The sequence below is a fragment of the Paenibacillus sp. J22R160 genome (genome assembly GCF_059692135.1).
This window is the reverse complement of record NZ_JCAUAU010000001.1, coordinates 93,612-117,783: the sequence shown is the minus strand read 5'-3', so window position 1 is coordinate 117,783 and position 24,172 is coordinate 93,612. Positions and strand designations below refer to the sequence as shown.

Sequence of the window (24,172 nt, the reverse complement as noted above, 5' to 3'; positions counted from 1 at the left end):
TATTATTTTGTAAAAAGCGGGTCGCAATTGACCTATCCGAAGGTGAGGCTGTACCCATGCAAAAGATGTTGGAATCTGATGCGGATCTTTTTATCGCAGCTTTGTCTCAAACGCCGGTTTCCGTGCTTCAGACGGACGCTGAGGGTGTTTATTGTGAAGTAGACCGCGGAATAATCGAAAAATTCACCAACAACACCGTCCGCTTAAGCACGATAATGGATGAAATTGCGTATTACTACCGAGATGATGGGACGATTTTTCGGGTGGAAACGACATAAATGGGGAGATATCTTTCGAATAATTTAATGTTAGGCGAAAGAATCCACAATATCAATAGGTAAATGGGAGAGTGACCATACATTGGGTAAATGGAAAGCGGGAACAGTCGGCTTCGTATGTGGCGCCTTATTCTTCTCAGGGCTTACTTACGCGGCGACTGATGCGGTTGGGATCGACGTTTATTTTCGCAAATTACAGTATTATTTCGATGGTGAGAACAAGCAGCCCCCGAAGGATTTACAGGGGTTTATCTACAAGGATACGACCTATGTACCGCTAAGATTTCTGTCTGAATCGCTAGGGAAACCGGTAAGTTGGGATGATGCAACAAGTTCCATCTATGTTGGGGACAAGCCTGTACAGAATCCAGCACCAGGAGGATCGGCTGCGTTGCAAGTATTTCCAAAGGATAACCCATGGAATACCGATATTTCTAGCTACCCTGTCCATCAGAAATCGGCGCAGTTTATCTCTTCGATTGGCTTAAATACGAGTCTGCATGCGGATTTCGGCACGATGTGGGAAGGCGCCCCAATTGGGATTCCATACACAATCGTTGACGGTAATCAGCCGAAAGTAAATGTGACGTTCACCGACTATGGCGATGAGAGCGATCCTGGTCCTTATCCGATCCCGCTGAATTCGCCCATCGAGGGCGGGCCTAACAGTGACGGCGACCGCCATGTTATCGTTGTTGATAAAGACAATCAGAGCCTGTATGAATTGTATAATGCGCATCCGACGGCAGATGGTTGGAAAGCTTCGAACGGCGCCAAATGGGATTTGAAATCAAACGCATTGCGGACCAAATACTGGACATCTGCTGACGCAGCCGGTTTGCCGATTTTCCCAGGTCTTGTCCGTTATGACGAAGCTTCTGCTGGGGAAATCAACCATGCCCTGCGGTTTACAGTCCGCAAAACACAAAAAGGATTCGTCGCCCCAGCCACCCACTATGCTTCGAGCAGTACGGACTCCAATCTTCCGCCAATGGGACTAAGAATGCGGCTGCGGGACGATTTTGATATTTCCGGTTACTCACCTACGAATCAAGCCATCCTTCGTGCCATGAAGAAATATGGCATGATCGTCGCGGACAACGGCAGTGATCTCTATGTCAGCGGAGCGCCTGATCCGAAATGGGATGACGATGACTTACGTAAGCTGAGCAAGCTGAAAGGAAGCGACTTTGAGGTCGTGGATACCGGTCCAATTGAAAAATAAGGATCAATAGAGTTGTGAAATAAAAAAACAGCTGTCCAAAGTAACCTTTGAACGGCTGTTTTTTTTGTTTCTAATTATTTCAGCACTTTCATCATTGCGGAGATAACGCCCAAATGATTGGCTTCATGCATAATATTAGTGTTGATTAACTGTTCAATCGTCGCAGCGTGCAGCATGTTCTCTTTGACTGGCACTTCCAGCTTGTCGTGAAAGGTATTGCGGATCTGAGAAGGTTGTTCCTTCAGTTGCGCGATAATCGCATCCCACGCAGGCGGTTCTTCGTGCCAATCCGCAGGTTTCGTACCATTGCCAAAAAAGGATAAATAGTTCGCTGGAAGTAATGAAGTTTGCTCGGAAAGAACGAAGACGATGCGATTCGTCACCGAAAGCACGTGACCGATCTGCCAATGAATGCTGTTGTTAAACCCTTCAGGCACGACATTTCTTTTGTCCTCAGGACATCCTTCCGCCAACTGCAGCAAGCGATTGCGGTACTTGTCCATTGCTCCGAATAAAAAGGTATCTCTCATTCTTATCAATCCTCCTGAAGTTATGGGATGGAACGTTATCGACTCCTATTGTACCATTCTTAATCCATGCTCTACATTAAAAATCAGCTTTCCCGCAGCAGCTTTCTGACATATTCCTTCGGCGTGCAGCCATTATAGCGCTTAAACAGCTCATAAAAATGAGCCATATTCTCGATCCCCACAGTTACGGCTATATCGGTGACAATGTCGGTTTTGGTGATGAGCAGCTGCTCGGCCTTTCGAATCCGCTGCCGATTCACATAGTCAGTGAATGAGACGCCAACGCATTTTTTGAAAAACTTCGAGAAGTACGTATAGCTCATTCCAGCGCTCCGGCTAACGTCTTCCATTTCGATTTTTTCCCCTAGATGGGCTTCCACATAATCGAGAATGGGCCTCATAACAGCCGCGTCCACAAAGCCGAAGGGCTGGAGCAACTCACGCCGGTCATGGCGCAGCAGCGTTACCAGCAGATGTTTGATGTGCATGCTCATGGCAATTTCATAGCCTTTGGTTTTGTTCATCATCTCAGCATGAATGTCGACGATGATTCGGCCGATCTCCTGTTTGGCGCGCTCATTTTCAAGGAACATATAGTTCAGATCTTCGAGTGGCCGCACCATTTCCGAAAAATGCCGGTAATACATCATCATCGCAGGATCAAAGTAGGGCTGAAGATCGACGTGGAGCACGATGTAGACGAGAGGTTCGTCTTCCGGCTTACAACTGTGATGAAGCTGGGAAGAGCCGATAAGGGCGACTTCTCCTGGTGAGAGGTGATAGAGATTGTCCGGCGTACGAATATCCAGTTTTCCTTCTTGCACGATAATCAGTTCAACCTCTTTATGATAATGCCATTGCTGCCCGAGCGGATGACTCTTCGGACTTGTATTGGTGAACTGCCAAACCTTCATGCATAGGTGTTCATTCTGATAATGAATGGGTTCTTTGAACGTTTCCATAAGTAACATCACCTAGTCCATCACGGCAAATTTGGATATAAACTAGACAAACCGCGTCATTTTTGAAAAGCTGTCGAATCGGTATGATTGCTTTAATTAGTATACAACAATTGAAAGGGCGAGTGAGAGATGAAAGTGGCAATAGTCGGCTGTGGCGGTATGGGTCAGTGGCATGCAAAGTGTTATGCGAAGATGCCCGGCGTAGAACTGGTTGGCGTATGTGATATTAATGAAGCGTATGCGGCAGAGGCTGCAAAAAAAGTGGGAACGGCAGCTTTCGCGACGTTTGAGGAGATGATTTCTACTGTCGAATTTGACGTGGTTAGCATCGCAGTTCCTACCTTCTTACATAAAGAGGTTGTTATTCAAGCCGCAAAGGCAGGGAAACATGTCATCTGTGAGAAACCAGTGGCGCTGCATTTGGAAGACGCCAAAGAAATGATCGCTTGCTGCGAAGAAAATGGGGTTCGTTTATTCATTGGACACGTCGTGCGCTTTTTCCCTGAATATGCGCAGATGAAGCAGCAAATTGATGCCGGTCAAATCGGCAGGGTCGGTGTTGCGAATGCCCGGCGTGTAGGTGGCCATCCTGGAGAGGCCAGGTCTTGGTTTATGGACGCAGACAAAAGCGGAGGCGTAATCGTCGATTTAATGGTGCACGACATCGATTTCATGCGTTGGACACTAGGCGAGGTCAAGTCGGTTTACGGGATGAACAAATGTGATGGAACGATGGATTATGCGCTCGTTACGCTAGTTTTTGATAGCGGCGCAGTGGCTAATCTCGAGGCATTCTGGGGATATCCGGGATCCTTCCGCTATGCGGCAGAGTTTGCAGGCTCCGAGGGACTTGTTCGCACTGACAGTATGAACGCGCAATCTTTGCAAATTCGCAAGGCTTCCCCTCCAGAGAGCGGGGGGAAAGTTGTTGAAATTCCGCAAAGCCCGAGCTTCTATGATCCGTATTACACCGAGCTTGAACATTTTCTGACTTGCATCCGCGACGGCAGCGATCCGATCGTAACAGCGCACGATGCATGCGAAGCACTAAGGATCGCCAAAGCTGCGCTTGATTCGATTCAATCTGGCAAAGCTGTGCTGCTGTAATAAGAGCCAAACATTCCGGGAGGGACCTATCATGGATTCATTGAAAATAGGCATGATTAGCTTCGCGCACGGTCATGCATTCAGTTATTTTAATAGTTTACTAGAGCTGCCTGATGTCAAAATCGTTGGAATTGCAGATGAAGTGAAAAGCCGGGTTGAAGGCATCGCAGAACGCCATGAAGTTCCGTATTATGCCGATTACCGCGACTTGCTCGCACAAGATGTGGACGCTGTGATCATTTGCTCGGAGAACGTTCATCACGCCAAGCTTGTAATCGACGCAGCGAATGCGAAGAAACACGTGTTATGTGAGAAGCCGCTCGGCACGACCATGGAAGAGATGGAGCAAATGATTGCTGCCTGCAAGCATAACGGTGTGCAGTTAATGACAGCTTTTCCTTGCCGCTACTTGGCGGCTGTGGTGCGGGCGAAGGAAGCTATCGAGCGTGGCGATATCGGTGACATCGTCGCGATTAAAGGGACGAATCACGGGGGTAATCCTGGCGGATGGTTCATCGACAAAAGCTTATCGGGAGGCGGAGCCGTTCTCGACCACACCGTGCACGTGATGGACTTGATGAACTGGTTTTTACAGTCGGAAGTGAAGGAAGTGTACGCTTATGCGGCTACGCTTTTCAGAGAAGATCTCGATGTGGAAGATGCCGGCATGCTGCACATCAAGTTCGAGAACGGCGTATTTGCAGTGCTGGATACGAGCTGGTCGCGCCCCAAATCGTTCCCAACATGGGGAGACGTGACGATGGAGATTGTCGGCACCCGGGGCGTCATCACGGTAGACGGCTTTGCTCAGAAAAATGACCTGTTCAGCAATGCTGCGGGGAAAGGGCAATACACCTTCTGGGGCGACGATATGGATGCGTTCATGATCCGTGACTTCGTCAAGGCGCTGCGCCAAGGCGAGCAGGTGCCGGTCACAGGTGAAGACGGTTTGAAAGCGGCGCAAGTAGCGCTTGCTGCATATGAGTCTGCCAAGCTTGGGCAGCCGGTCGCGATGTAGGATGAAAGCCCGTTTCATTTAGTCTTTTGGACTAAGTGAGCGGGTTTTTTTGTGTAGCGATGGGAGACACGCGTTGGAAGCTTCGCTTGGTGTGGGGTACTAGCGAGAATTCCGCTAAGGATTTACTGAAGGGAACTGAGGTCCCCTATTTAGAGAAAAACGAGCTATTTCCTCTCTGAACGGAACTAGAGGATCTTATTCGAACACCATGGCACGTTTTTCAGGTTAAATCGGCAAAATAGCGGAACCTAGTTCCCCTTGCAGGCGGAGAATGCGCCTTTTCAGTGGAATAGCGGCCTGTAGTTCCCCAATATCCATCCGGGAGAACGATCGCTCGCTGTTCAAAAAACATCATGAATAGAACAAAAAACATCATGAGCCTTCCTATCAGGAATCGCTATAATTTACTTGAGAACTTTCTTTTCCATCTATATTTGAAAGCGTTTGCAAAATTTGTCGAACGATAAGAAAGGATGAACCCAAATGAAAAATAACCTTATTCTGAGTGCCGCCGTATGCATGCTGTGCAGCACGTTTACCTTCACTAATGCGGCCCTTGCGGAGGAAGCATCCCAATTTACGATGTCGACGTCCGATACGGAATCAACGGGGGAATTTACAGTCACCTTGAAGGGGGAGCAGCTTGCTGATTTATTTGCGTATGAAGCCAAATTCAGCATCGACGCAAGCAAGCTGGAAGTGGTTAAAGCGGAAACGAATATAGAAGGTTTCTCCATCTCGCCTATTGTGAAAAACAATGAAGTAACCATAGCTCACACGAAGATTGGTAAGGTCAATGGTGAAAAGGGAGATGTCGTTCTTGGCACCATCACCTTTAAAGCCAAAAAAGTAGGCAAAACGAATGTGAAATGGACGTCTCTGAAAATGGTCGATCACAATTTGAAAAGTCAAACTCTCGCTTTGAATTCGTCTCAAGATTTCACCAAAATTTTCAGCGATCTGGCAGGGCACTGGGCGAAACCCGACATTATGGAGATGGTCGGCAAACAAATCGTGGAAGGAATGGATGACGATCATTTCGCACCGGACACGAATGTAACAAGAGCGCAATTCGCGACACTCATTGCCAAGGTTTTAAATCTGAAGGACAGCGCCGGCCCAATTCCGTTCGACGATGTTGCTTCAGGCTCTTGGTACGAATCTACGGTGAAAAAGGCGTATGCGGCAGGTTTGATTAATGGCATATCTGAGCATGAATTTGCCCCAGAGAAGAATATAACCCGCGAGGAAATGACAGCAATGCTCATTAGAGCGAAGGCGCATGCAGCCGGAACCAAAGTGGAAGCTATGCAAGCGACAGGCGCGATTCCATTCAGTGATGAAGCTGCCGTTAGCGAATGGGCGAAGCCCTTTGTTCAGCTTGCTGTGGAAGCGGGCTTAATGAACGGAAGAACCGACCAAGAGTTCGCTCCACAGGAGCATGCAAGCCGAGCCGAAGCCGTGGTCGTACTAAAGCGGCTTTTAAAAGAGGCTAGCCATTAAAAGCGCAACCGAACTGAATCGGCAGCTCAATCATGTCGAAATATAAGAATTTCTGTCGAATCCAAAAGAGAAAAAAGGACATTCTCTCAAAATGACCGAATGTAAGGTGAGAAAGTCATCTATCGTATTTTGACATGACGGGGTGCCCAGGATGAAGTTGTTAGCTAAACCGTGGACGTTTTCGGCGACGCTCCATGTCTTGTTAGTTGTGATGGTTGTGTTCCCCATCGTAATTATTTCGACCATGATTCTGCAAGTATATAAACGCGATCTGCTGCAGCAAACGACAGAACGTTCATTGCAAACGCTTCATGCGGTCACCTATTCCGCCCAGCAGGAGATCAGCAAGATCGAGTACGTGACGGCGGCCGTCGGCGTCGATCGGGATATCTTGTCGATTGCCACAGCGCTGCATCAAGCAGATGAAAGCAATCGCTACGCTTACATTTATGCGCTGGAGCTTGCGCTTAGCCGATATACCTACTCGATGTCGAGCCAGCTTCTGGCGATCCATTTTTTTTACAAAGACGGTGGTGTGTATTCGTTCCAACAAAATCTGTCCACGGATGAGCAGGAAGTTCGTGCGATGGAGTGGTACCGGAGGACGTTGCAGCAAACGGATAACGTCCAATTTCTGGGCCTCCAGCGGATGATGTTGTTTGGCCAGACTGTACCGTCAGGATTGTCTGCAGCCATTGCACCGAGTGCTTTTCATACGTTAAGCGATGTTGAAATGGTTTGTTTTACATTGAACGAAGAAGCGTTCGACAAAATTTTCCTGCAGCAGCCCTATGATAAATCCGCTTTTGCTATTGTGACGGGAGAGGGTCAAGTCATTTCTTCCAGCAGCAACTGGAACGAGACGAGTGAGAGTCTTGCCAGGCTTGAGCAAATAAAATTAACTAATGAAGGGCATTTTATCGACAAATTCAGTAAGACTGAGATGCTCGTTACATATGCTGCCGTTGGTCAAACAGAGTGGAAGGTCGTACAGGAAATTCCGTATAGCGAGCTTACCGCCAATTATAACCGAATTTATAAAATCGTCCTGTTTGCTACACTTGCTGTTATTGCGGTATTTTTGCTTATCTCCTTCTATTTGGTAAAAGGTCTGACCCGGCCCATTCATGTGTTGGTACGTAAAATGTCCCTAGTTATGGAGGGGGATCTGAATGCCAAAATCGGCACATCCGGTATTGCAGAAATGGCTACGCTTGGCCGCACGTTCAATCATATGCTGGATCAGATTAAGCTGTTGATTCGTCAACGTGAGGAAGAGGAGCAGATGAAAAGAAAGGCGGAGTTCGCTGCCTTGCAATCGCAAATTAACCCGCATTTCCTGATTAATACGCTGAATGCGATTAAATTGATGGCGCTCATCAGCAAGGTGGATAACATTCGAAACATGACCAATGCCTTGATGCGGCTCGTTTCTTCTTCTTTTAACAGGGGAGGCATTCTTACACGTTTTTCCGATGAAGTTGAAAATTTAAAGCATTATTTATACATCATGGAAATCCGCTATGGTCATAAATTTGAAGTAGAATGGCAGATTGATCCGCAGACGGAGTCGAAATATTTGCTCAAGCTGTTGCTTCAGCCCATTCTGGAGAACAGTATCGTACACGGGATGGCCGGTAAGGAATCGCAGGGTAAAATCGTGATAGCCGCCAATGTTCATGAAGGCAGTCTATACATCGTGATAGCCGACAATGGCGAGGGGATGAAGGAGGAACAGCTAACGCAGTTCCGAGCGAAAAGCAGTCCGCATACGTTTACGGGGATGGGGTTTGCCAATGTGCACCACCGTATTCAGTTGCACCACGGGGAAGATTACGGCTTGACACTTGCAGCCAATGAGCCGGAAGGAACGAAAGTTACCATGAAAGTTCCACTCATTTTCAAAGATAAAGAAGATAAATCATTCTAACGGTTCAAAAAAGATCAACTCTACAGCCGAAAAGATCATTTGGATGCGTTTACATCGCGGGTATGATGAAAGTAGCACAAATGATTATTGAATCAATCATTGGAGGGGTAACGAAGATGGGAAAAAGAAAATTAGTAGGCACAGCATTAGTCAGCGGGATCATGCTGCTTAGCACCTTGACAGGTTGCGGCAAAGACACGGCTACACAGCCGGCGGCATCTACCAAGCCTGTAGAATCCCAAGCGGCAGCAGCACCGACACCGAAACCGGCCAATCCTGTTAAGCTGAAGCTGGCGATGTGGGACGCAAAAGGAGATTTGACATTTTGGCAGGAGAAAGTGAAAGAGTACACCAAATTAAAGCCGAACGTAACGGTTGAAGTGGAAAAAGTCCCCGACAATGGCGGTCAGTACTTAAAAGTGCGATTAGCGGCAAACGACTTGCCAGATCTCTTCTACTTGAAGCCAGCGCATATGCAGATTTACAAGCAGTCACTTCTGACTCTCGATGAATTAAATGGAGCAAAAAATAATAAATTCCCGGCCAAAATTGATGGAAAAATTCTTGGAGCGCCTCTCGTGTCATTCTCTGAGTTCGTTTATTTCCATCCAAGTGTGTTCAAAGAACTGAACTTGGAAGTGCCAAAGACGATGCCTGAGTTCATGTCTACGATGGAGAAAATTAAAACAAACGGCAAATACACGCCGATTGCCATTGGAGGCAAGGAAGATTGGACGTTCTATCCGTTTATGGAATTCGGACCGCATATTCTTTCGGGCGATGAAAACTACCTGGGTACGTTAGCCAAGACACCTGAACCGTTTGGAGACGGCAGCACATTTGATAAAGTTGGCAAAGTAATTAAAGAAATGTCGAGCAAAAAGTTAGCTGGACCCGATGCACTTTCGATCTCCTTCGATCAGTCTACACAGCTGTTTGAATCCAAGAAGGCAGCTATGATCGCTGCTGGCCAATGGTACTACGGGGATTATGCCAATCGCGTGAAAACGGATGAAGATTTGGGCGTGTTCCCGCTTCCTTTCCGAAACTCGGAGAGCGAGCCGTTGACTGCCATGACGCTGTCCGATATGAACATCGGCATCAATAAAAACAGTAAAAACGTAGAAGAAGCAAAAGCGTTCTTCGAGTGGATGTTCAGCAAAGACGTCTACCAAGGCTATATCAATAGCGCCCAGCAGTTCTCCACGATTAACGGTGTGAACTCGGAAATTCCATTCTTCAATAAATGGACAGAAAAATATCCGTTTAAACCGTTCATTTACTCTGCGACGGATGAAGCTTTTGCGAAAGTAAGCGGCGCAGCACAATTTGATTTTAAAAAGGCGGCGCAAGAAATCTACTCTGGCAAACCAATTGATACGTTAGAGAAAGAGCTAAACAACAAGTGGAAAAAAGCGGTTGAATCGAACAAATAAGTTTCGAAGAGAAGGCACTACCTAGGCGACTGGCATAGTGTCTTCTCTTATATACAGGAGTGATGATATGAATTATCGCATGCAGCAAAAAGTCGTTATTTTCTCGTTTCTGTTCGTTCCGGTTACCCTCTTGCTATTGTTTCTCATCTATCCGACCCTGCAGCTTTTTCACTACAGCTTAACTAGCTGGGACGGCTACAGCCCGAGCTTCAAGTACATTGGCTTCGACAATTATGTCCGCATGCTGTTTGATTTCCCAGAAGCTTGGCATGCGATAAGGAATAACGGGATCTATTTCTTGCTCCATAGCGTTGCAATTCCGCTTGAACTGGTGACGGCTGTGCTGCTAAACAGAGTGCTGCGAGGGAGCGCATTTTTTCGATTCTCAGTCCTAATGCCTTACATTATTAACGGAATTGCAGTCGCCTATATGTTCAGCTACATATACAATCCTATTAATGGCCCACTTAATGAGTTGTTAAAAGCTATCGGATTAGAGTCATGGATTCAAAGCTGGCTAAGTGACGCAAATGTCGTCAATTATTCCTTAGTAGCAGTTTCACTATGGCGCTACAGTGGTGTCCATGTCGTCCTATTTCTAGCCGGACTGCAGTCGATTCCAAAGGATCTTTATGAAGCGGCCGAGATTGATGGGGCGAACTTTTGGCAGCAGCAGCAGTTTGTAACTTTGCCTGGTATTCGCCGAGTGGTGGAAATTATTTTGTTCATGAATGTATCTGGAGCCCTTCTGCAATATGACATTCCGCTTGTCATGACGAATGGCGGTCCAGGCAGCGCAAGCTCGACATTTGGTTTATATTCGTTGCAAACGGCGTTTACGTATAATAACTACGGTTTGGCCTCGTCAATGGCGGTGATGCTTTTGTTCTTAATTATTGTTTTTTCAGCGCTGCAGGCATGGATCGTGAAAGACAGGAGTGAAGCTTGACATGGAACGTACTCAGTTATTGAAACAAACGTATAAGCCGGAGGTACCGAGCCGGACTCGTTCGATGAGCTCACAGCGATTAATAGGCCATATCGTTTATTATGTGCTTTTTACCTTAATGGCGGCGATTGTTTTCGTACCCATTCTGCTGGTTGCATTCGGTTCGTTTAAGACGAATTTGGAGCTGGCTGAAACGTCGCCTTTTTCTCTGCCGAGAAGCTTTCTGCATATCGACAACTATGTTAGCGCCTTGAAAGAAGGCAATATGGTGCGTGGGCTGGGCAACTCAGTGCTGCTCGTTGTGTGCAGCATGCTCGGGAATATGCTGCTCGGCACGATGACGGCTTATGTGCTGAATCGCTTTCAGTTCCGTCTGAAAAAAGTGATTCTCATTATGTTTATGGCTGCGATGATCATTCCGGCCTATACGACGGAAATTGCCCGGTTTCAGCTTATTCATGCTCTTGGTGTCTATAATACACTGGGTGCACCACTGCTCATTTATATCGGAACGGATATTATGCAGATCTACATTTACATGCAGTTTCTCGAAAAGATTTCCGTACAGCTCGACGAGAGCGCGATGTTGGACGGAGCTTCTTACGTGCGAATCTTCCGCTCTATTATTTTCCCGCTATTGCTGCCAGCAACGGCTACTCTAGCTATACTAAAAAGTGTTACAATAATGAACGATATCTTCGTCCAGCAGCTCTACATGCCAAGCGCGAAGCTGGCAACGCTCGCGACTTCATTGACGGCTTTTGTCAGCACGCGCAGCTCTGATTTATCTCAGCTATGCGCAGGAATTATGATTGTTTTGCTGCCAAGCGCCATTTTTTACATCGTTTTTCAACGTTATATTTTCAAAGGTCTCATGGATGGGGCTGTTAAAGGATAAGGTAGAGTCAGTCAACTTGGCCATTGGAGGATGAATCGGTTGCTTAAAATGATGATTGTTGACGATGAACCGCTTGTTCGCCTTGCACTTCAACATATGATTGATTGGCCAAATATGGGGATTGCGGTCGAAGTCGAAGCTGCCGACGGAGCGGAAGCGCTTGAGATTCTGAAGCAGCGTGACGATATCGATCTCATGCTGCTGGATATCGAGATGCCGAGGCTTAGCGGAATCGAACTGCTGCGGGCCTACCCGGCCGTTATGGAAAAGCGGAGACCCGTCACGATCATGCTAAGCGCCTATAGCGATTACAGCTATGTTAGGGAAGCTTTTTTACTCGGTGCCATCGATTTCATCGTCAAGGCGGATATGGATGAGGAGCATCTTGTGCCTGTCGTTCTCAAAGCGATCAGCGAGCTTCGTAAGCAAGAACCTCCGTTAAAACCGCTGCCGACTAGTGAGGCCCAAGACGACATTGACGCGAAAAATGAGATTCTTCGTCAGCTCATCACGTTTGATCCGAACCAGCAGGAGGATGCAGCAGCCGTTGTGGCGACAGGCACTCAGGAATGGCTTGGTGAATCCAATCAGTTAGTTGCTGTTATGACCATCGCGCATGGATCAGCGAATAGCAGGCTGGAACGCAGCATAAATGATGCCAAAACGCAGCGTTTTATTAGACAATCGATGCAAACGGTGCTGGACGCCATGTCGATTCGGCATTTTATTTATCGCAAAAGCCAAACGGAATACGTGCTGTTTTGTACGCTGGCTCAGTATCGAAGTGAAAGTGTAATCCGCGAAAAAGTGCAATCCGCCTTTGCCATGATGCAAACTCGGCTTATTCAGTATGTGAATGTGTCGATATCTATCGGGGTGAGTGAGCTGGCCAGCGGAACGAAGCATTGGTACCGCCTGCATCAGCAGGCAGCGCATTTGGCAGCGATGAGCTTTTTTGCCGGATGGAACAAAGTGTTCTATCCCGAAAGCTGTATGGATCAGGGAAGAGCTGGGTCTGGAGCGAATGCTGGTCAGGATCATGTTCGCATGCTGCAGCTGACGCTGAAAGCAAACGGTGCCGGGATCGCTCAGCTGCTGGAGCAGGCAAACCCGGAACTGTGGAACAGGGAGTTTGAGCAAATGCAGCTGCTGCTGGGACAAACATGGGGGTGGAAACCCCAGGAAGTCCAAGCTGCACTTGAAAATTTGCTCTGGGAGCTCGGCGGCTTACTGTATCGCAAAGGCATAAGTTGGGATGAGCTGGAGGAAGAGCTTCAGCATCCATTTGACTATATGAGAAGTCTCGAGACTTTGGAGGAAACGAAAAACTGGCTGCATCGGCTCTGCACAAAATTGTACAGCTGGCTTCATGGCAATCATAAAACCGAAGTCAGCTACAGCACTGTAGTGGCAACAGCTAAACAATTCCTTGATCTTCATTACATGGAGGACGTAAACCTGGCGTTAATCAGCGAGATGGTTGGCGTCAGCGAAAGCTATTTAAGCAAGCAGTTTACGAAGGAAGTCGGCAGTAATTTCATCCAGTACTTAACACATTTGCGCATCGAGGAATCCAAGCGATTAATGAAGAAGAAAGGCTTTAAAATTACTGACATTGCCGAGACCGTAGGTTATCTAAATGTCGAGCACTTCAGCCGGATGTTCAAAAAAACGACGGGATACAGCCCCAAGCTGTATCGGGAAAGTTTGCTGAAGTGAGGCGGGGTGTGAAAAGGAACTGTGGTCGGGGCGCAAAGTGCGAATAAGGGAACGCTAGGGCGCTATTTCAGCGATATTAGCCGTTTGAGCGAGCGAGAGGGAACTGAGGTCCGTTATTTCGGCATTTTCGCTGAAAATGGGTCCCATATTGCAGAAATAAGTCCCTGTAGTTCCTCTTAACCGCCTGAAGCTCCGCTTAACGGCAAAATAGCGCCTTGTAGTTCCCCTTGGGAGGGAATGGAAGGGAAGATCTCAAAGAAAACGCTCGTCCTACGAAGAGGACGTTTATTCTTGCACGTCCTCTATGATACAAGTCGTATCGTGTAGTAATGAGTCATATTTTGTAGAACTGAAAATAGGAAATAAATCAACTTTTTAACAGGCAAGGCAACTCAAAAACAGAAAGGGTGATAGATTTGCGTAGATTATTGAAGACGCCTTTCAAAAAGAAAGCTGTACTAATCGTCATGATGACAGCTTGTATCTCTTCCGGCTTTACAGGCATTACGAGTGTATTCCCGCTGAGTACGGCTCATGCGGCAGCAGCAGTTACTTACACAGGATCCGCCCCGGCCCCGGCTCATAACTTGTCGTTATGGTACCGGCAGCCAGCAACGGATTGGGAAACACAAGCGCTTCCGATTGGAAACGGTTACATGGGTGGGATGGTTTATGGCGGTGTGGAACAGGAGCATATCCAATTTAACGAGAAAACATTATGGACCGGAGGCCCGCGTTCTAAGGCTGGCGGCGGAAGAGATGGCAACCGGGATGGTGCAGCCGATCATTTAGAGGACGTGCGGCAGAAGTTGGCGAGCGGGGATGTATCCGGAGCGACAGCGATTGCTGAACAATATTTGACAGGCACCTTAAATGATTATCCGCAATTCGGAAATTATCAAAATTTCGGCGATATTTATTTTGATTTTGCGCTGCCTGCTTCTGTGACTGTGTCTGACTATCGGCGTGAGCTTGATCTCGAAGATGGCATAGCACGTGTGACATACAAGCAGAACGGAATTGACTATACACGTGAATATTTTATGAGTTACCCAGATCATGTGATGGCGATGCGGCTTACGAGCAGTCAACCGAATCAATTAAACTTTGATATTAAGGTTACAAGTCCGCAAACGTCCCCTTCTATCGTGGCGAATGGCAATACGCTGACCCTAAGCGGTAAGCTGGCTGATAATAATATGGCTTATGAATCGCAGTTTCGTGTGCAATCGGATGACGGCAGCGTAACGGCTGGCAGCGGAAAGCTGACGGTATCGGGAGCCAGTTCTGTGACCATCCTTATGTCGGCAGCAACGGACTATGCCAATCATTATCCCGATTATATGGGAACAGATCCTCACATTACCGTAAACAACACCATGGCAGCAGCCTCGTCTCAAACGTATGAGTCGCTGCGGACGCGTCATTTGGCTGATTATCAGAAGCTTTTTAAACGGGTATCACTTCTTTTAAATGATCAGATCGCAACGATGCCGACAGACCAGCTGCTGGCGAATTATAGGAGCACTCGCACCAGCGCGCTGGAGTCACTGTTCTTCCAATACGGCCGGTATCTGCTTATCGCCTCATCGCGCGAGGGTTCGCTTCCCGCCAATTTGCAAGGTGTCTGGAATAATTCAAAAACACCCCCATGGGGAGCGGATTATCACACCAATATTAATCTTGAAATGAACTATTGGCCTTCGGAAGTAACCAATTTAAGCGAAACGGCGATTCCTTACGTGGAATTTATCGATTCCTTGCGGGAGCCGGGCCGGGTTACGGCCCAGAAGCATCATGGCGTAACGGGCCCAGGTTGGACGATTCATACGTTTACAAGCGTGTTTGGTTATACAGCGCCAGGCTGGGATATCAGCAACTGGGGATGGCAGCCGGCAGCCGGCGCTTTCCTTTCTCAGCAGCTGTGGGAGAAATATTTGTACACTGGCGACAAGACATACTTGCAGAATAAGCTGTACCCAATCATGAAAGAAGCGGCACAATTCTGGACAAAAACGCTCGTAACAGATACGGACGGCACCTTGGTATCTACACCAGGCGTTTCGCCTGAGCACGGTTCCTTAAGTATTGGAGACTCGTATGACCAAGAATTGGTTTGGCAATTGTTTACGAATTGCATTGAGGCGAGCGAGGTTCTTGGGATTGATACGGATTTTCGAAACGAGCTGATCGATAAACGAAGCAGGCTTTCTATGCCGAAAATCGGGAAATATGGTCAAGTGCAAGAATGGAAAGAGGATATTGACGATCCGAATGATACGCATCGCCATATCTCTCATCTTGTAGGCTTATATCCCGGTAACATGATCAATAACGTGGCAACCCCTGACTTGTTCAGTGCTGCGAAGGTGACATTGACGCAGCGCGGGGATGAAGCAGAAGGTTGGAGCCGAGCCAACAAACTGAATATGTGGGCTCGCACGCTGGACGGAGATCACGCAGAGAAGATTCTCCGTGGACATCTTGACAGCAGCACATACCCGAATCTATTCAATATTGGTCCGCCGTTCCAAATAGATGGTAATTTCGGGGCAACGTCAGGGATTGCGGAAATGCTTTTGCAGAGTCATACGGGAAGTATCGATTTGTTGCCGGCTCTACCCATGGCTTGGTCCAAGGGGGAAGTAATGGGCTTGAAGGCAAGAGGGAATTTTGATGTGGATATGAGCTGGGACGGTACGATTTTGAAGAGTGCGTCGATTACTTCCTTACAAGGAAATACCGCCATAGTGAAGAGTAAGACCTTTACGCATACCGGACAGTTTCAAGTCTTAAAAACGGACAATACACCAGTCAGTTATACCGTTAGTGGAGATATGATTACGTTCAATACCGAAGTTGGACAAAAGTATGTCATTATCTCCAGTGTTACACCACCGCCACTTCCACCGACAAATGTAGAGTCGCCTGCGCATACGGATACCAACGTTGATCTGAAATGGACGGCTCCGAGCAGCGGCGCTGTCGTAACGGGTTATGTTGTTGACGTTTATCAAGGTACGAGTAAAGTAAAAAGCATTGATGTGGCGGCAGCTAGCACGAGCCTTCAAGTAACCGGACTTAGCGAGAAGCAGCTATACCGTTTCGTTGTATGGTCCAAAGATGCGAGCGGGACCTTATCTGCAACAAGTGCCGAGACTACTGCCTATACCTTTATAGGCGACGTTTATTTGCAAAACTTTGATAGCGGAGAGGTTGGAGGATGGAAGAAGACGTCAACGACCGGTAGCGCTACGTTCCGTGTAGAAAGTAACGCTTTGAAGGTTGTCTCCGCCCCTGTAGCTATTATGGTGGACGATAACTCGCCTGTGTATAAAGATGCTGATTTGGCTATGAAGCTGAAGATCCAGACAGGAACGGGCAGAGTCGGGATGCTGTTCCGGTACAATGACGTGAACAACTATGCTGGCGTCATCTATGACTTGGGCAAGTGGCTGTGGTATTACGTGAAAGACGGAACCGAGCATTATGGCGATCTAGCTTCAGTTGCGATGACGAATGGCCAAACCTATGACGTTAAAGTGAGCTTCGTTGATACCACGATGAAGTTGTGGGTGGATGGTCAGCTTGTAGGCACTGCGACTGTCGGAGATATACTGAATGTGCCAGGTAAAATTGGGCTCAGAACGTGGTTCGATAGCAAAGTGATGTTCATCGATGACGTCACGTATACGAACACTAGGCCGGCCTCCAACATCTCAGTAACAGGCATTACGTTGGATAATCCGGTTGTTGCACTAAAAGAGAATGAAACGGCCCAATTAACCGCCACAATTCAGCCGGCGAATGCGACAAATCAGAGCGTTAGCTGGGCAAGCAGTAATCCACTCGTTGCCAAAGTTGAGGTTGTTGGTGGCAAAGCCGTTATCACAGGTTTAAAAGAGGGAAGCGCCGATATTACGGCTACTAGTGCAGACGGTGGCTTTCACGCGACTGCTCAAGTGACTGTGGCGAAAGCGGGCAGCGGCGTACAATTAATAAAAGTCGATGATCGCGATGCGGCTGTTGTATACACGGGTTCGTGGAACAATTACAGCGACGGCGGGGATTATAACGGTACTGAGAAATATAGCAGTACCGCTGGCGATTCGGCACAATTTACGTTTACCGGCACCTCCATTCAGTTGATCAGTATGAAACAGAGGAATATGGGAAATGTCGATGTGTATGTGGACGGCTTGCTGGTTCAAGCGGATATTGATAGTTATGCGCCTAGCACCATCAAGCAGGTAGTCCTCTTCAGTAAGACAGGGCTTCCGGCTGGGCAGCATACGATAAAGGTTGTAGTCAAAGGGACAAAAAGCGCGCAAGCCGTGGATAAAATTGGCGCAATCGATGCCTTCGCTTATACGCCGGCAATAGCAGCACCGAGTGTAACGGCTGACGACGCAAGCAATGTCATTATTGGCGCAGACGAAAACATGGAATACTCCGTAGACGGCGGGCTGAGTTACACCACGTATCATGCCGCTCAAATTCCAACGTTTAGCGGAAATCAAACCGTATTGGTTCGCGTTGCAGCGAATGAAACAAACGCAGCAGGTTTGACGAAATCGCTTACGTTTACAGCGAATCCAATCGAACTGGCAGCTTCTTTGACAGGCCCGGGCTCAGTTGCAGCAGGTGCTCCATTTACCGCAGTGTACGGACTGAATCATGCAGGGGAGGTATATGCACAGGATGTAACGATTACTTATAATCCTGAACTTGTGACTTTCCTTTCCGCAGAATCTCTCAAAGATGGTTTGGTCATTGTCAAACAAGCAGGAAAGACTGGCCAGATTCGATTTATTACAGCAAGTACGGGTGTAAATTCGGCTAATGCGAATGGCGACATGCTGCAGCTGCATTGGAAAGCCCAAACGATTTTACATGCGCAAAGCGCAAATTTCACACTATCTAACCTGAAAATTGCAAATGGGGACGGCGTAGAAACTTCCGTGCCTGTCAGCTCTCTTCGTGTTCAAATTACCGTTAATTCCATCGTCGGCGATTTGAACGGAGACAGGAAAGTATCGATCGGAGACTTAGCTATGATAGCTGCTGCTTATGGAAAAACAGATGCAGATTCGGATTGGAATCAATACAATTCAGCGGATATTAATCATGATCACAAAGTAGATATTGATGATCTTGCGGCAGCAGCGGCCAAAATATTAGAATAATCACCCAGGCTGCCCGCTCATTATGGGGAGGGTAGCCCGGTTCAAAAAACATCAAAACTTAAGCAAAAAAGATCATTTGTATGCGTTTCCATTAGAAGTATGATGGAGACAGGCCAGAGAAGCAAATAAGCGGTACCCCGCGACCGACATGATACATGTCGTATCATGTCGAAAGTTCGCGAATGGAAACCTATTTAGAAGGGTGGTTGCAGGAATGAAATCCAGTAGTCCCAAGTTGAAAAAAGGTGTCACGGTATCTTTAGCTTTACTAACTGCTCTCCAAATGTATACGGTCATCCCAAGTGGAACAGCTCTAGCTGCTGATGGAGAGGCTTATTTCCAAGACTATAATAACGGACAGATTGGCGGTTGGAAGAAAACCTCCGGTAACGCCACTTTCAGCGTAGTGAATAATGCGCTCAAAGTTGTTACATCCGGGGTGACATTGATGGTGGATGACAATTCGCCCTCCTATCAGAACGCCGAGCTAGAAACGAAACTGAAGGTCGAGAGCGGGCAAGGTCGGTATGGCTTTTTGTTTCGGTATGTTGATGTAAATAATTTTGCCGGGATAGTCTATGACAACGGTACCTGGCTCTACTATTACTATAAAAATGGGACGGAATCCTATGGCAACATCGCTTCCAAGACCATGTCGACCAACCAAACCTATGATATCAAAATCAGGTATGTAGATTCGGATATTATTTTATGGATCGACGGGGAGAAGGTTGCAGCCGCAACGGTTGGAGGGATGCCATCCGCTCCCGGCAAAATCGGAATGAGAACGTGGTTCGACAGTAAAACGATGTACCTCGACGATACCAAGTACACACCCTACACGAAGCCAACGCCTCCACAGCCAGATCCGAATGCGGTTAACTACATCATTGAATCGGGCACCTTGAAAGCGGAGTTGGACAGTACATTCCCACGCGTAGACAACTATATATGGAAAGCAACCGGTGCTGTCATGAACGGGCAGAAGAATTATCTATACGCAGTGAAAATAAACGGAGAAGAATACTGGCCGAAGACAACATCGGAAAAAGTAGGCAATAGCGTTATCTATACGCTGAATGTGGAAGAGCTCGCTGTTCAAATGAAGGTGAAAATGGAAGTGGTGGACAATACGCTCGACCTGAAGTTCACCGAGATCCAGGAGAACGGAACGACGAAAGTAAAAACCATTGAATTCCCGAATCATAGTTTGGTCTCCGTTTCTTCGACACAGCCAAAAGCACAGGAGACAGCAGCGTGGTTTACTGGCGAGTGGAATAAAGTTTTTGAGGAATACAACGATTTGAAAAATGGGGCGCAGAACTTGAATCCGAGCGGACGTACCTTCGGGTTCGTCAATTCCGATAAATTGGCGGCAACGATTGTCAATAATGTCATCAATGGCAACGATAAAGTGCGCACCAGTGTATCAGATGCAGCGCCAGGCGAGAAGGTTGCAGCGCTCGCGAACGGCGCGTGGACGTACCGTGAAAGCATGGTCGCTCCAGCGCCAGAAGCGCTGCCTTGGTCGAAAGTCATTATTACCCCTGACGCTAATCAAGACGGTGTTTTGGACTGGCAGGATGGTGCCATTGTGTACCGCAGTCACTCCGATATGCCGCATGGCAGCGATATGATTAAAGATAACATTTCATGGATCAGCATGAATATCGCAACGACAGCTATGCCGTTCCTTCGCTCGCTGGACCATGGCAAGAAAATCGCTCACTTGACCGACGGCTTCGGACAGATTGTGCTGCAGAAGGGTTATCAAGCGGAAGGACACGATGACTCGCATCCCGACTATGGCGGCCATATTGGTATTCGCCAGGGCGGGAAGGATGATTTCAACTACTTCCTGACGGAAGGCAAGAAGTATAACATCAAGGGCGGCGTGCATATCAACGCCACGGAGTACCATTTGGATGCCTTCCAAACCAAGATGGCCAACATGATTGCACCGCTGAGCAAAGGGTGGGGCTGGCTCGATCAGGCCTACTATGTGGATCAGCGCAAGGACATTGAGTCCGGCGAACTGAAACGTCGCTTGGATATGCTGAAAGCAGATACAGGAGACAATCTCGACTTCGTCTATGTTGATGTTTATACAGGAGCAGGATGGAATGCGAAGAAGCTGGCCGATTACGTTAACGGCAACGGCTGGATGCTCGGCACCGAATTTGCCGGTCCGCTGCAAGAACAAGCGGCATGGGTTCACTGGGGGACAGATCCGGGCTACCCGAATGAAGGGGACAACAGCAAAATCGTTCGTTTTATTCGAAACAGTAATGTGGACGGGTTCATGAGCGATCCGCTTTTGAAAGGCAATAAGCAGTCCGGTGTCGGTTATTGGCAGCCTAACTCACAATTCTACAGCTATCAAGAAGTGACGAAAACGTTTTTTAACCAAAACTTGCCGACGAAGTACATGCAGTATTTCCCGATTATGAAAATGACGAACGATCGTGTGGATTTTGAAGGAAATGTATCCGTGGCACGAGCTGGGGATGGGAAAATTCATTTGACCAAAGACGGCAATGATATTGCGATTATGACAGACTCTAGCAATGTGAGTAACAGTACGGTATTCATCCCTTGGGATCCGGTGAAAGAAGATAAAATTTACCACTGGAATCCGGCTGGCGGCAGCACAACATGGAAACTCCCTGCCTCATGGGGCGGCGTACAGACTGCGAAGCTGTATAAGCTTACTGATGTAGATCGTCAGTTCGTTGGGGACGTGAGCGTATCGAATGGGCAAGTGACTCTGACAGCCGAGTCCAATGTCGGTTATGTGCTGTACAAAACAGCAGCGCCGCAAGAGGCGGAAACGATCTGGGGCGATGGCAGTCCGGTCAAAGATCCAGGCTTTGACAGCCATAAGTGGGGGACTTGGAACAAATCGTCTTCCGCTGGAACAACGGATCACATCAGCTTCAAGAAAAATAGCAACGCTGACGATTATCTGGAAATAAAAGGCTCTCAAGATGCGAAGGTGGAGCAGGTTATCACAGGACTTGAGCCCGGAAAGACCTACAGCGCATCCGTCTGGGTGAATGTATATGGAACGGATCGCAAATCCGCCATTAGCGTGAAACAAGGTGACAAGGAAGTTTCTAATTACTTGGAAGATACGAAACTGAAGTTCTTCGCTCCGCAGCATAAATATTACAACACGAACTTCCAACGTGTGAAAGTGAATTTTGATGCCGTTAGCGATTCGGCAACCCTAGCGCTTAACGTAGCACCAGGTGACGGAGTTGTTTCCTTCGATGATGTTCGGATATGGAAGAATCCGGGGAAAACCGATGGAGCGGGCATGGTACTTAATGAAGATTTTGAGAATGTCGATGAAGCTTGGGGACCTTTCGTCTACGGGAAGGCAGGAAATGTTCAAACACACATGGTTGAAACAAATGGAAATCAAGTGAAATCATACGTATTGGATGGCAGCTTCTCATTGAAAACAAATGAAGGCGGTACTGGTGAGTGGCTGCGCACATTGCCGCAAACACTGCGTTTGGACACGAATAAAACGTATCATTTGACAATGCAGGCGAAAGCGGATGCGGCGAATCAATATACGGTTGCCGTTCGAGTGAACGATAACGGCACGGTCCGTGATCTGGCGACCAAAACGCTGCCAGCTGGAGCAAGCACAGTTGACTTGACGTTCGCGACAGACAATGCCAAGAATGCTTATCTGGCTATTGTGAAAGGCGCAGATAACAGCAGTGCCGAGCTCGGAGGCCAGCTTGTTGTAGATAACATCCGTGTGACAGATCAGACATTGACTGCTGTGACAGGTGTTGTGCTCGATAAAACGGCGGTTTCCATCGCTGAAGGCGGTACTGAGGAGTTAAAGGCAATGGTGCAGCCTGAGAATGCAACCAACCAAAATGTGACATGGGCCAGCAGCAACGCATCAATTGCAAAGGTTGAGGTTGTGAATGGCAAGGCGATTGTTACAGGCCTTAAAGCGGGGAGTGCGAAAATTACAGCGACAACAGCGGACGGCAGCTTCCATGCGACAGCACAGGTTAGTGTCACGAAAGCAGTGACCGTACCAGCGACTGCGTTACTGGCACCGAGTTCGGTTCAAACGGGTCAAACCTTTACGGCGCGTCTAGGCTTATCAGATGTTACCGAAGCGGTCTACGCTCAGGACTTAACGATTACCTACGATACTTCGCTGTTGGAACTTGTTTCAGCCAAGTCCGCTCAAACGGGGATCAGCTTGGTATCTCAATCGGAGTCCACGCCTGGCAGTGTTCGCTTTATCCTTGCGAGCCAGGGCGCTGGTCATGCAATCAGCGGTAGCGGCGATGTGCTTGAGATGACCTTTAAAGCGAAAGACATCACGCAACCAGCAACAGCTCTTCTTTCCGTTAAACTGGCGGTTCTTGGGGATGCAGCAGGGAACGAGACGAACACAAAGCTTGGATCGGCGAACGTTTCGATCACAACACCTCCTCCTGGCACGCCTGGCGATATCAACGGCGACAACAAAGTGTCGATCGGCGACCTTGCCATGATCGCAGCCAACTATGGTAAAGATGCGAGCAGCCCAGATTGGATGCTTGTGAAGAAAGCCGATGTTACTGGTGATAACAAAATCGATTTAGACGATCTTGTGAGAGTGGCAAGTCAAATCATCGAATAACGCTTATGCCGTCAGGATGGAACTTCATCCTGGCGGTATTTTTTAATATAGATGTTTTGGGGATAAGCTTCGCTTACCTTTATTGATGTTCGCTGGCGGAGTAACTGGAATTTCTACTGTTAAAAATGGCGCGGAGTGAAACTTTAATGAAATAACTGGAAATTGTGCAGTAAATTTAGCCGATTCGCCTCGTTTCTGACGGAATTTGAGGAATTAGAAGGATGATTTCCATTTAATGGATCGATAGCAGCAGATATGAACAAATTAGCAGTACATTTTCCCGTTAAAGTTTAAATGATGGGAGTTGGGGGGATGAGAGAGGGTGATGAGCGATAAATGGTGTGACGGGATGAGAAGGTGATGAGTAGTAAATGGTGTGACGGGATGAGAGAGGGTGATGAGTAGTAGATGGTGTGATGGGATGAAATTGTGTTGAGTAGTAAATGGTGTGACAGGATGAGATGGTGTTGAGTAGAAAATGGTGTGATGGGATGAGATGGTGTTGAGTAATAAATGGTGTGATGGGACGAGAGAGGGTGTTGAGTAGTAGATGGTGTGATGGGATGAGAGAGGGTGATGAGTAATAAATGGTGTGATGGGATGAGATGGTGTTGAGTAGTAAATGGTGTGATGGGATGAGAGAGGGTGTTGAGTAGTAAATAGTGTGAAGAGATGAGAGAGTGATGAGTAGTGGTGTGATGGGATGAGGAGACGAGGGGACGTCTGAGTAGCATGTTCAAATTCGAAGGCTTATGTTGCATTTAATAC

The 24,172-nt window shown here is 47.6% G+C and carries 14 protein-coding genes; 12 read left to right on the top strand and 2 right to left on the bottom strand.

From position 1 onward, the window contains the following. Positions 1-56: 56 nt before the first annotated feature. The gene (locus AC58UW_RS00490; protein WP_497418764.1) at positions 57-278 is read left to right on the top strand and encodes a hypothetical protein; all 222 of its coding nucleotides are present in this window, start codon (positions 57-59) and stop codon (positions 276-278) included. 82 nt (positions 279-360) lie between these two features. Next, positions 361-1,503 (top strand): stalk domain-containing protein, encoded by a 1,143-nt coding sequence (locus tag AC58UW_RS00485; RefSeq protein WP_497418763.1) that lies wholly within the window; start codon positions 361-363, stop codon positions 1,501-1,503. A gap of 74 nt (positions 1,504-1,577) precedes the next feature. Here AC58UW_RS00485 and AC58UW_RS00480 read toward each other — a convergent pair whose 3' ends face one another. Further along, a complete protein-coding gene (locus AC58UW_RS00480; RefSeq protein ID WP_497418762.1) occupies positions 1,578-2,033 on the bottom strand; it encodes a DinB family protein in 456 nt (151 codons plus the stop codon). Between the two features lie 83 nt (positions 2,034-2,116). Next, positions 2,117-2,995, bottom strand: coding sequence for a helix-turn-helix domain-containing protein (locus tag AC58UW_RS00475; RefSeq protein WP_497418761.1), 879 nt, complete (start codon positions 2,993-2,995; stop codon positions 2,117-2,119). Between the two features lie 129 nt (positions 2,996-3,124). Between AC58UW_RS00475 and AC58UW_RS00470 the strand changes: the two genes are divergently transcribed. The 10 genes from AC58UW_RS00470 to AC58UW_RS00425 all read left to right on the top strand — a co-directional run bounded on the left by AC58UW_RS00470 (position 3,125) and on the right by AC58UW_RS00425 (position 23,404). Continuing rightward, on the top strand, positions 3,125-4,102 hold the full coding sequence (locus AC58UW_RS00470) for a Gfo/Idh/MocA family protein (RefSeq protein ID WP_497418760.1): 978 nt from the start codon (positions 3,125-3,127) through the stop codon (positions 4,100-4,102). Between the two features lie 31 nt (positions 4,103-4,133). Then, positions 4,134-5,120 carry a Gfo/Idh/MocA family protein gene (locus AC58UW_RS00465; protein ID WP_497418759.1) on the top strand — a complete coding sequence of 329 codons (987 nt, stop codon included), beginning with the start codon at positions 4,134-4,136 and terminating at the stop codon, positions 5,118-5,120. Between the two features lie 483 nt (positions 5,121-5,603). Beyond that, positions 5,604-6,623 (top strand): S-layer homology domain-containing protein, encoded by a 1,020-nt coding sequence (locus AC58UW_RS00460; RefSeq protein ID WP_497418758.1) that lies wholly within the window; start codon positions 5,604-5,606, stop codon positions 6,621-6,623. 151 nt (positions 6,624-6,774) lie between these two features. Continuing rightward, positions 6,775-8,553 carry a cache domain-containing sensor histidine kinase gene (locus AC58UW_RS00455; RefSeq protein WP_497418757.1) on the top strand — a complete coding sequence of 593 codons (1,779 nt, stop codon included), beginning with the start codon at positions 6,775-6,777 and terminating at the stop codon, positions 8,551-8,553. 116 nt (positions 8,554-8,669) lie between these two features. Next, on the top strand, positions 8,670-9,989 hold the full coding sequence (locus AC58UW_RS00450; protein ID WP_497418756.1) for an ABC transporter substrate-binding protein: 1,320 nt from the start codon (positions 8,670-8,672) through the stop codon (positions 9,987-9,989). A 67-nt stretch (positions 9,990-10,056) separates the two neighbouring features. After that, positions 10,057-10,938, top strand: coding sequence for a carbohydrate ABC transporter permease (locus AC58UW_RS00445; RefSeq protein ID WP_497418755.1), 882 nt, complete (start codon positions 10,057-10,059; stop codon positions 10,936-10,938). A 1-nt stretch (position 10,939) separates the two neighbouring features. Next, positions 10,940-11,836, top strand: a complete 897-nt coding sequence (locus AC58UW_RS00440) for a carbohydrate ABC transporter permease (RefSeq protein ID WP_497418754.1) — start codon at positions 10,940-10,942, stop codon at positions 11,834-11,836. Between the two features lie 30 nt (positions 11,837-11,866). Then, a complete protein-coding gene (locus AC58UW_RS00435; protein WP_497418753.1) occupies positions 11,867-13,555 on the top strand; it encodes a response regulator transcription factor in 1,689 nt (562 codons plus the stop codon). 416 nt (positions 13,556-13,971) lie between these two features. Further along, complete coding sequence (locus tag AC58UW_RS00430) at positions 13,972-18,741, top strand: DUF4073 domain-containing protein (protein ID WP_497418752.1); 4,770 nt, start codon at positions 13,972-13,974, stop codon at positions 18,739-18,741. A gap of 214 nt (positions 18,742-18,955) precedes the next feature. Beyond that, a complete protein-coding gene (locus AC58UW_RS00425; protein ID WP_497418751.1) occupies positions 18,956-23,404 on the top strand; it encodes an endo-alpha-N-acetylgalactosaminidase family protein in 4,449 nt (1,482 codons plus the stop codon). Positions 23,405-24,172: the final 768 nt, after the last annotated feature.

Excerpts from the sequence above, each read along its gene's own strand:
- AC58UW_RS00490 (WP_497418764.1), top strand. The coding sequence starts at position 57 with ATGCAAAAGATGTTGGAATCTGATGCGGATCTTTTTATCGCAGCTTTG.
- AC58UW_RS00480 (WP_497418762.1), bottom strand. The coding sequence starts at position 2,033 with ATGAGAGATACCTTTTTATTCGGAGCAATGGACAAGTACCGCAATCGC.
- AC58UW_RS00475 (WP_497418761.1), bottom strand. The coding sequence starts at position 2,995 with ATGGAAACGTTCAAAGAACCCATTCATTATCAGAATGAACACCTATGC.
- AC58UW_RS00470 (WP_497418760.1), top strand. The coding sequence starts at position 3,125 with ATGAAAGTGGCAATAGTCGGCTGTGGCGGTATGGGTCAGTGGCATGCA.
- AC58UW_RS00465 (WP_497418759.1), top strand. The coding sequence starts at position 4,134 with ATGGATTCATTGAAAATAGGCATGATTAGCTTCGCGCACGGTCATGCA.
- AC58UW_RS00460 (WP_497418758.1), top strand. The coding sequence starts at position 5,604 with ATGAAAAATAACCTTATTCTGAGTGCCGCCGTATGCATGCTGTGCAGC.
- AC58UW_RS00455 (WP_497418757.1), top strand. The coding sequence starts at position 6,775 with ATGAAGTTGTTAGCTAAACCGTGGACGTTTTCGGCGACGCTCCATGTC.
- AC58UW_RS00450 (WP_497418756.1), top strand. The coding sequence starts at position 8,670 with ATGGGAAAAAGAAAATTAGTAGGCACAGCATTAGTCAGCGGGATCATG.
- AC58UW_RS00445 (WP_497418755.1), top strand. The coding sequence starts at position 10,057 with ATGAATTATCGCATGCAGCAAAAAGTCGTTATTTTCTCGTTTCTGTTC.
- AC58UW_RS00440 (WP_497418754.1), top strand. The coding sequence starts at position 10,940 with ATGGAACGTACTCAGTTATTGAAACAAACGTATAAGCCGGAGGTACCG.
- AC58UW_RS00435 (WP_497418753.1), top strand. The coding sequence starts at position 11,867 with ATGAATCGGTTGCTTAAAATGATGATTGTTGACGATGAACCGCTTGTT.
- AC58UW_RS00425 (WP_497418751.1), top strand. The coding sequence starts at position 18,956 with ATGAAATCCAGTAGTCCCAAGTTGAAAAAAGGTGTCACGGTATCTTTA.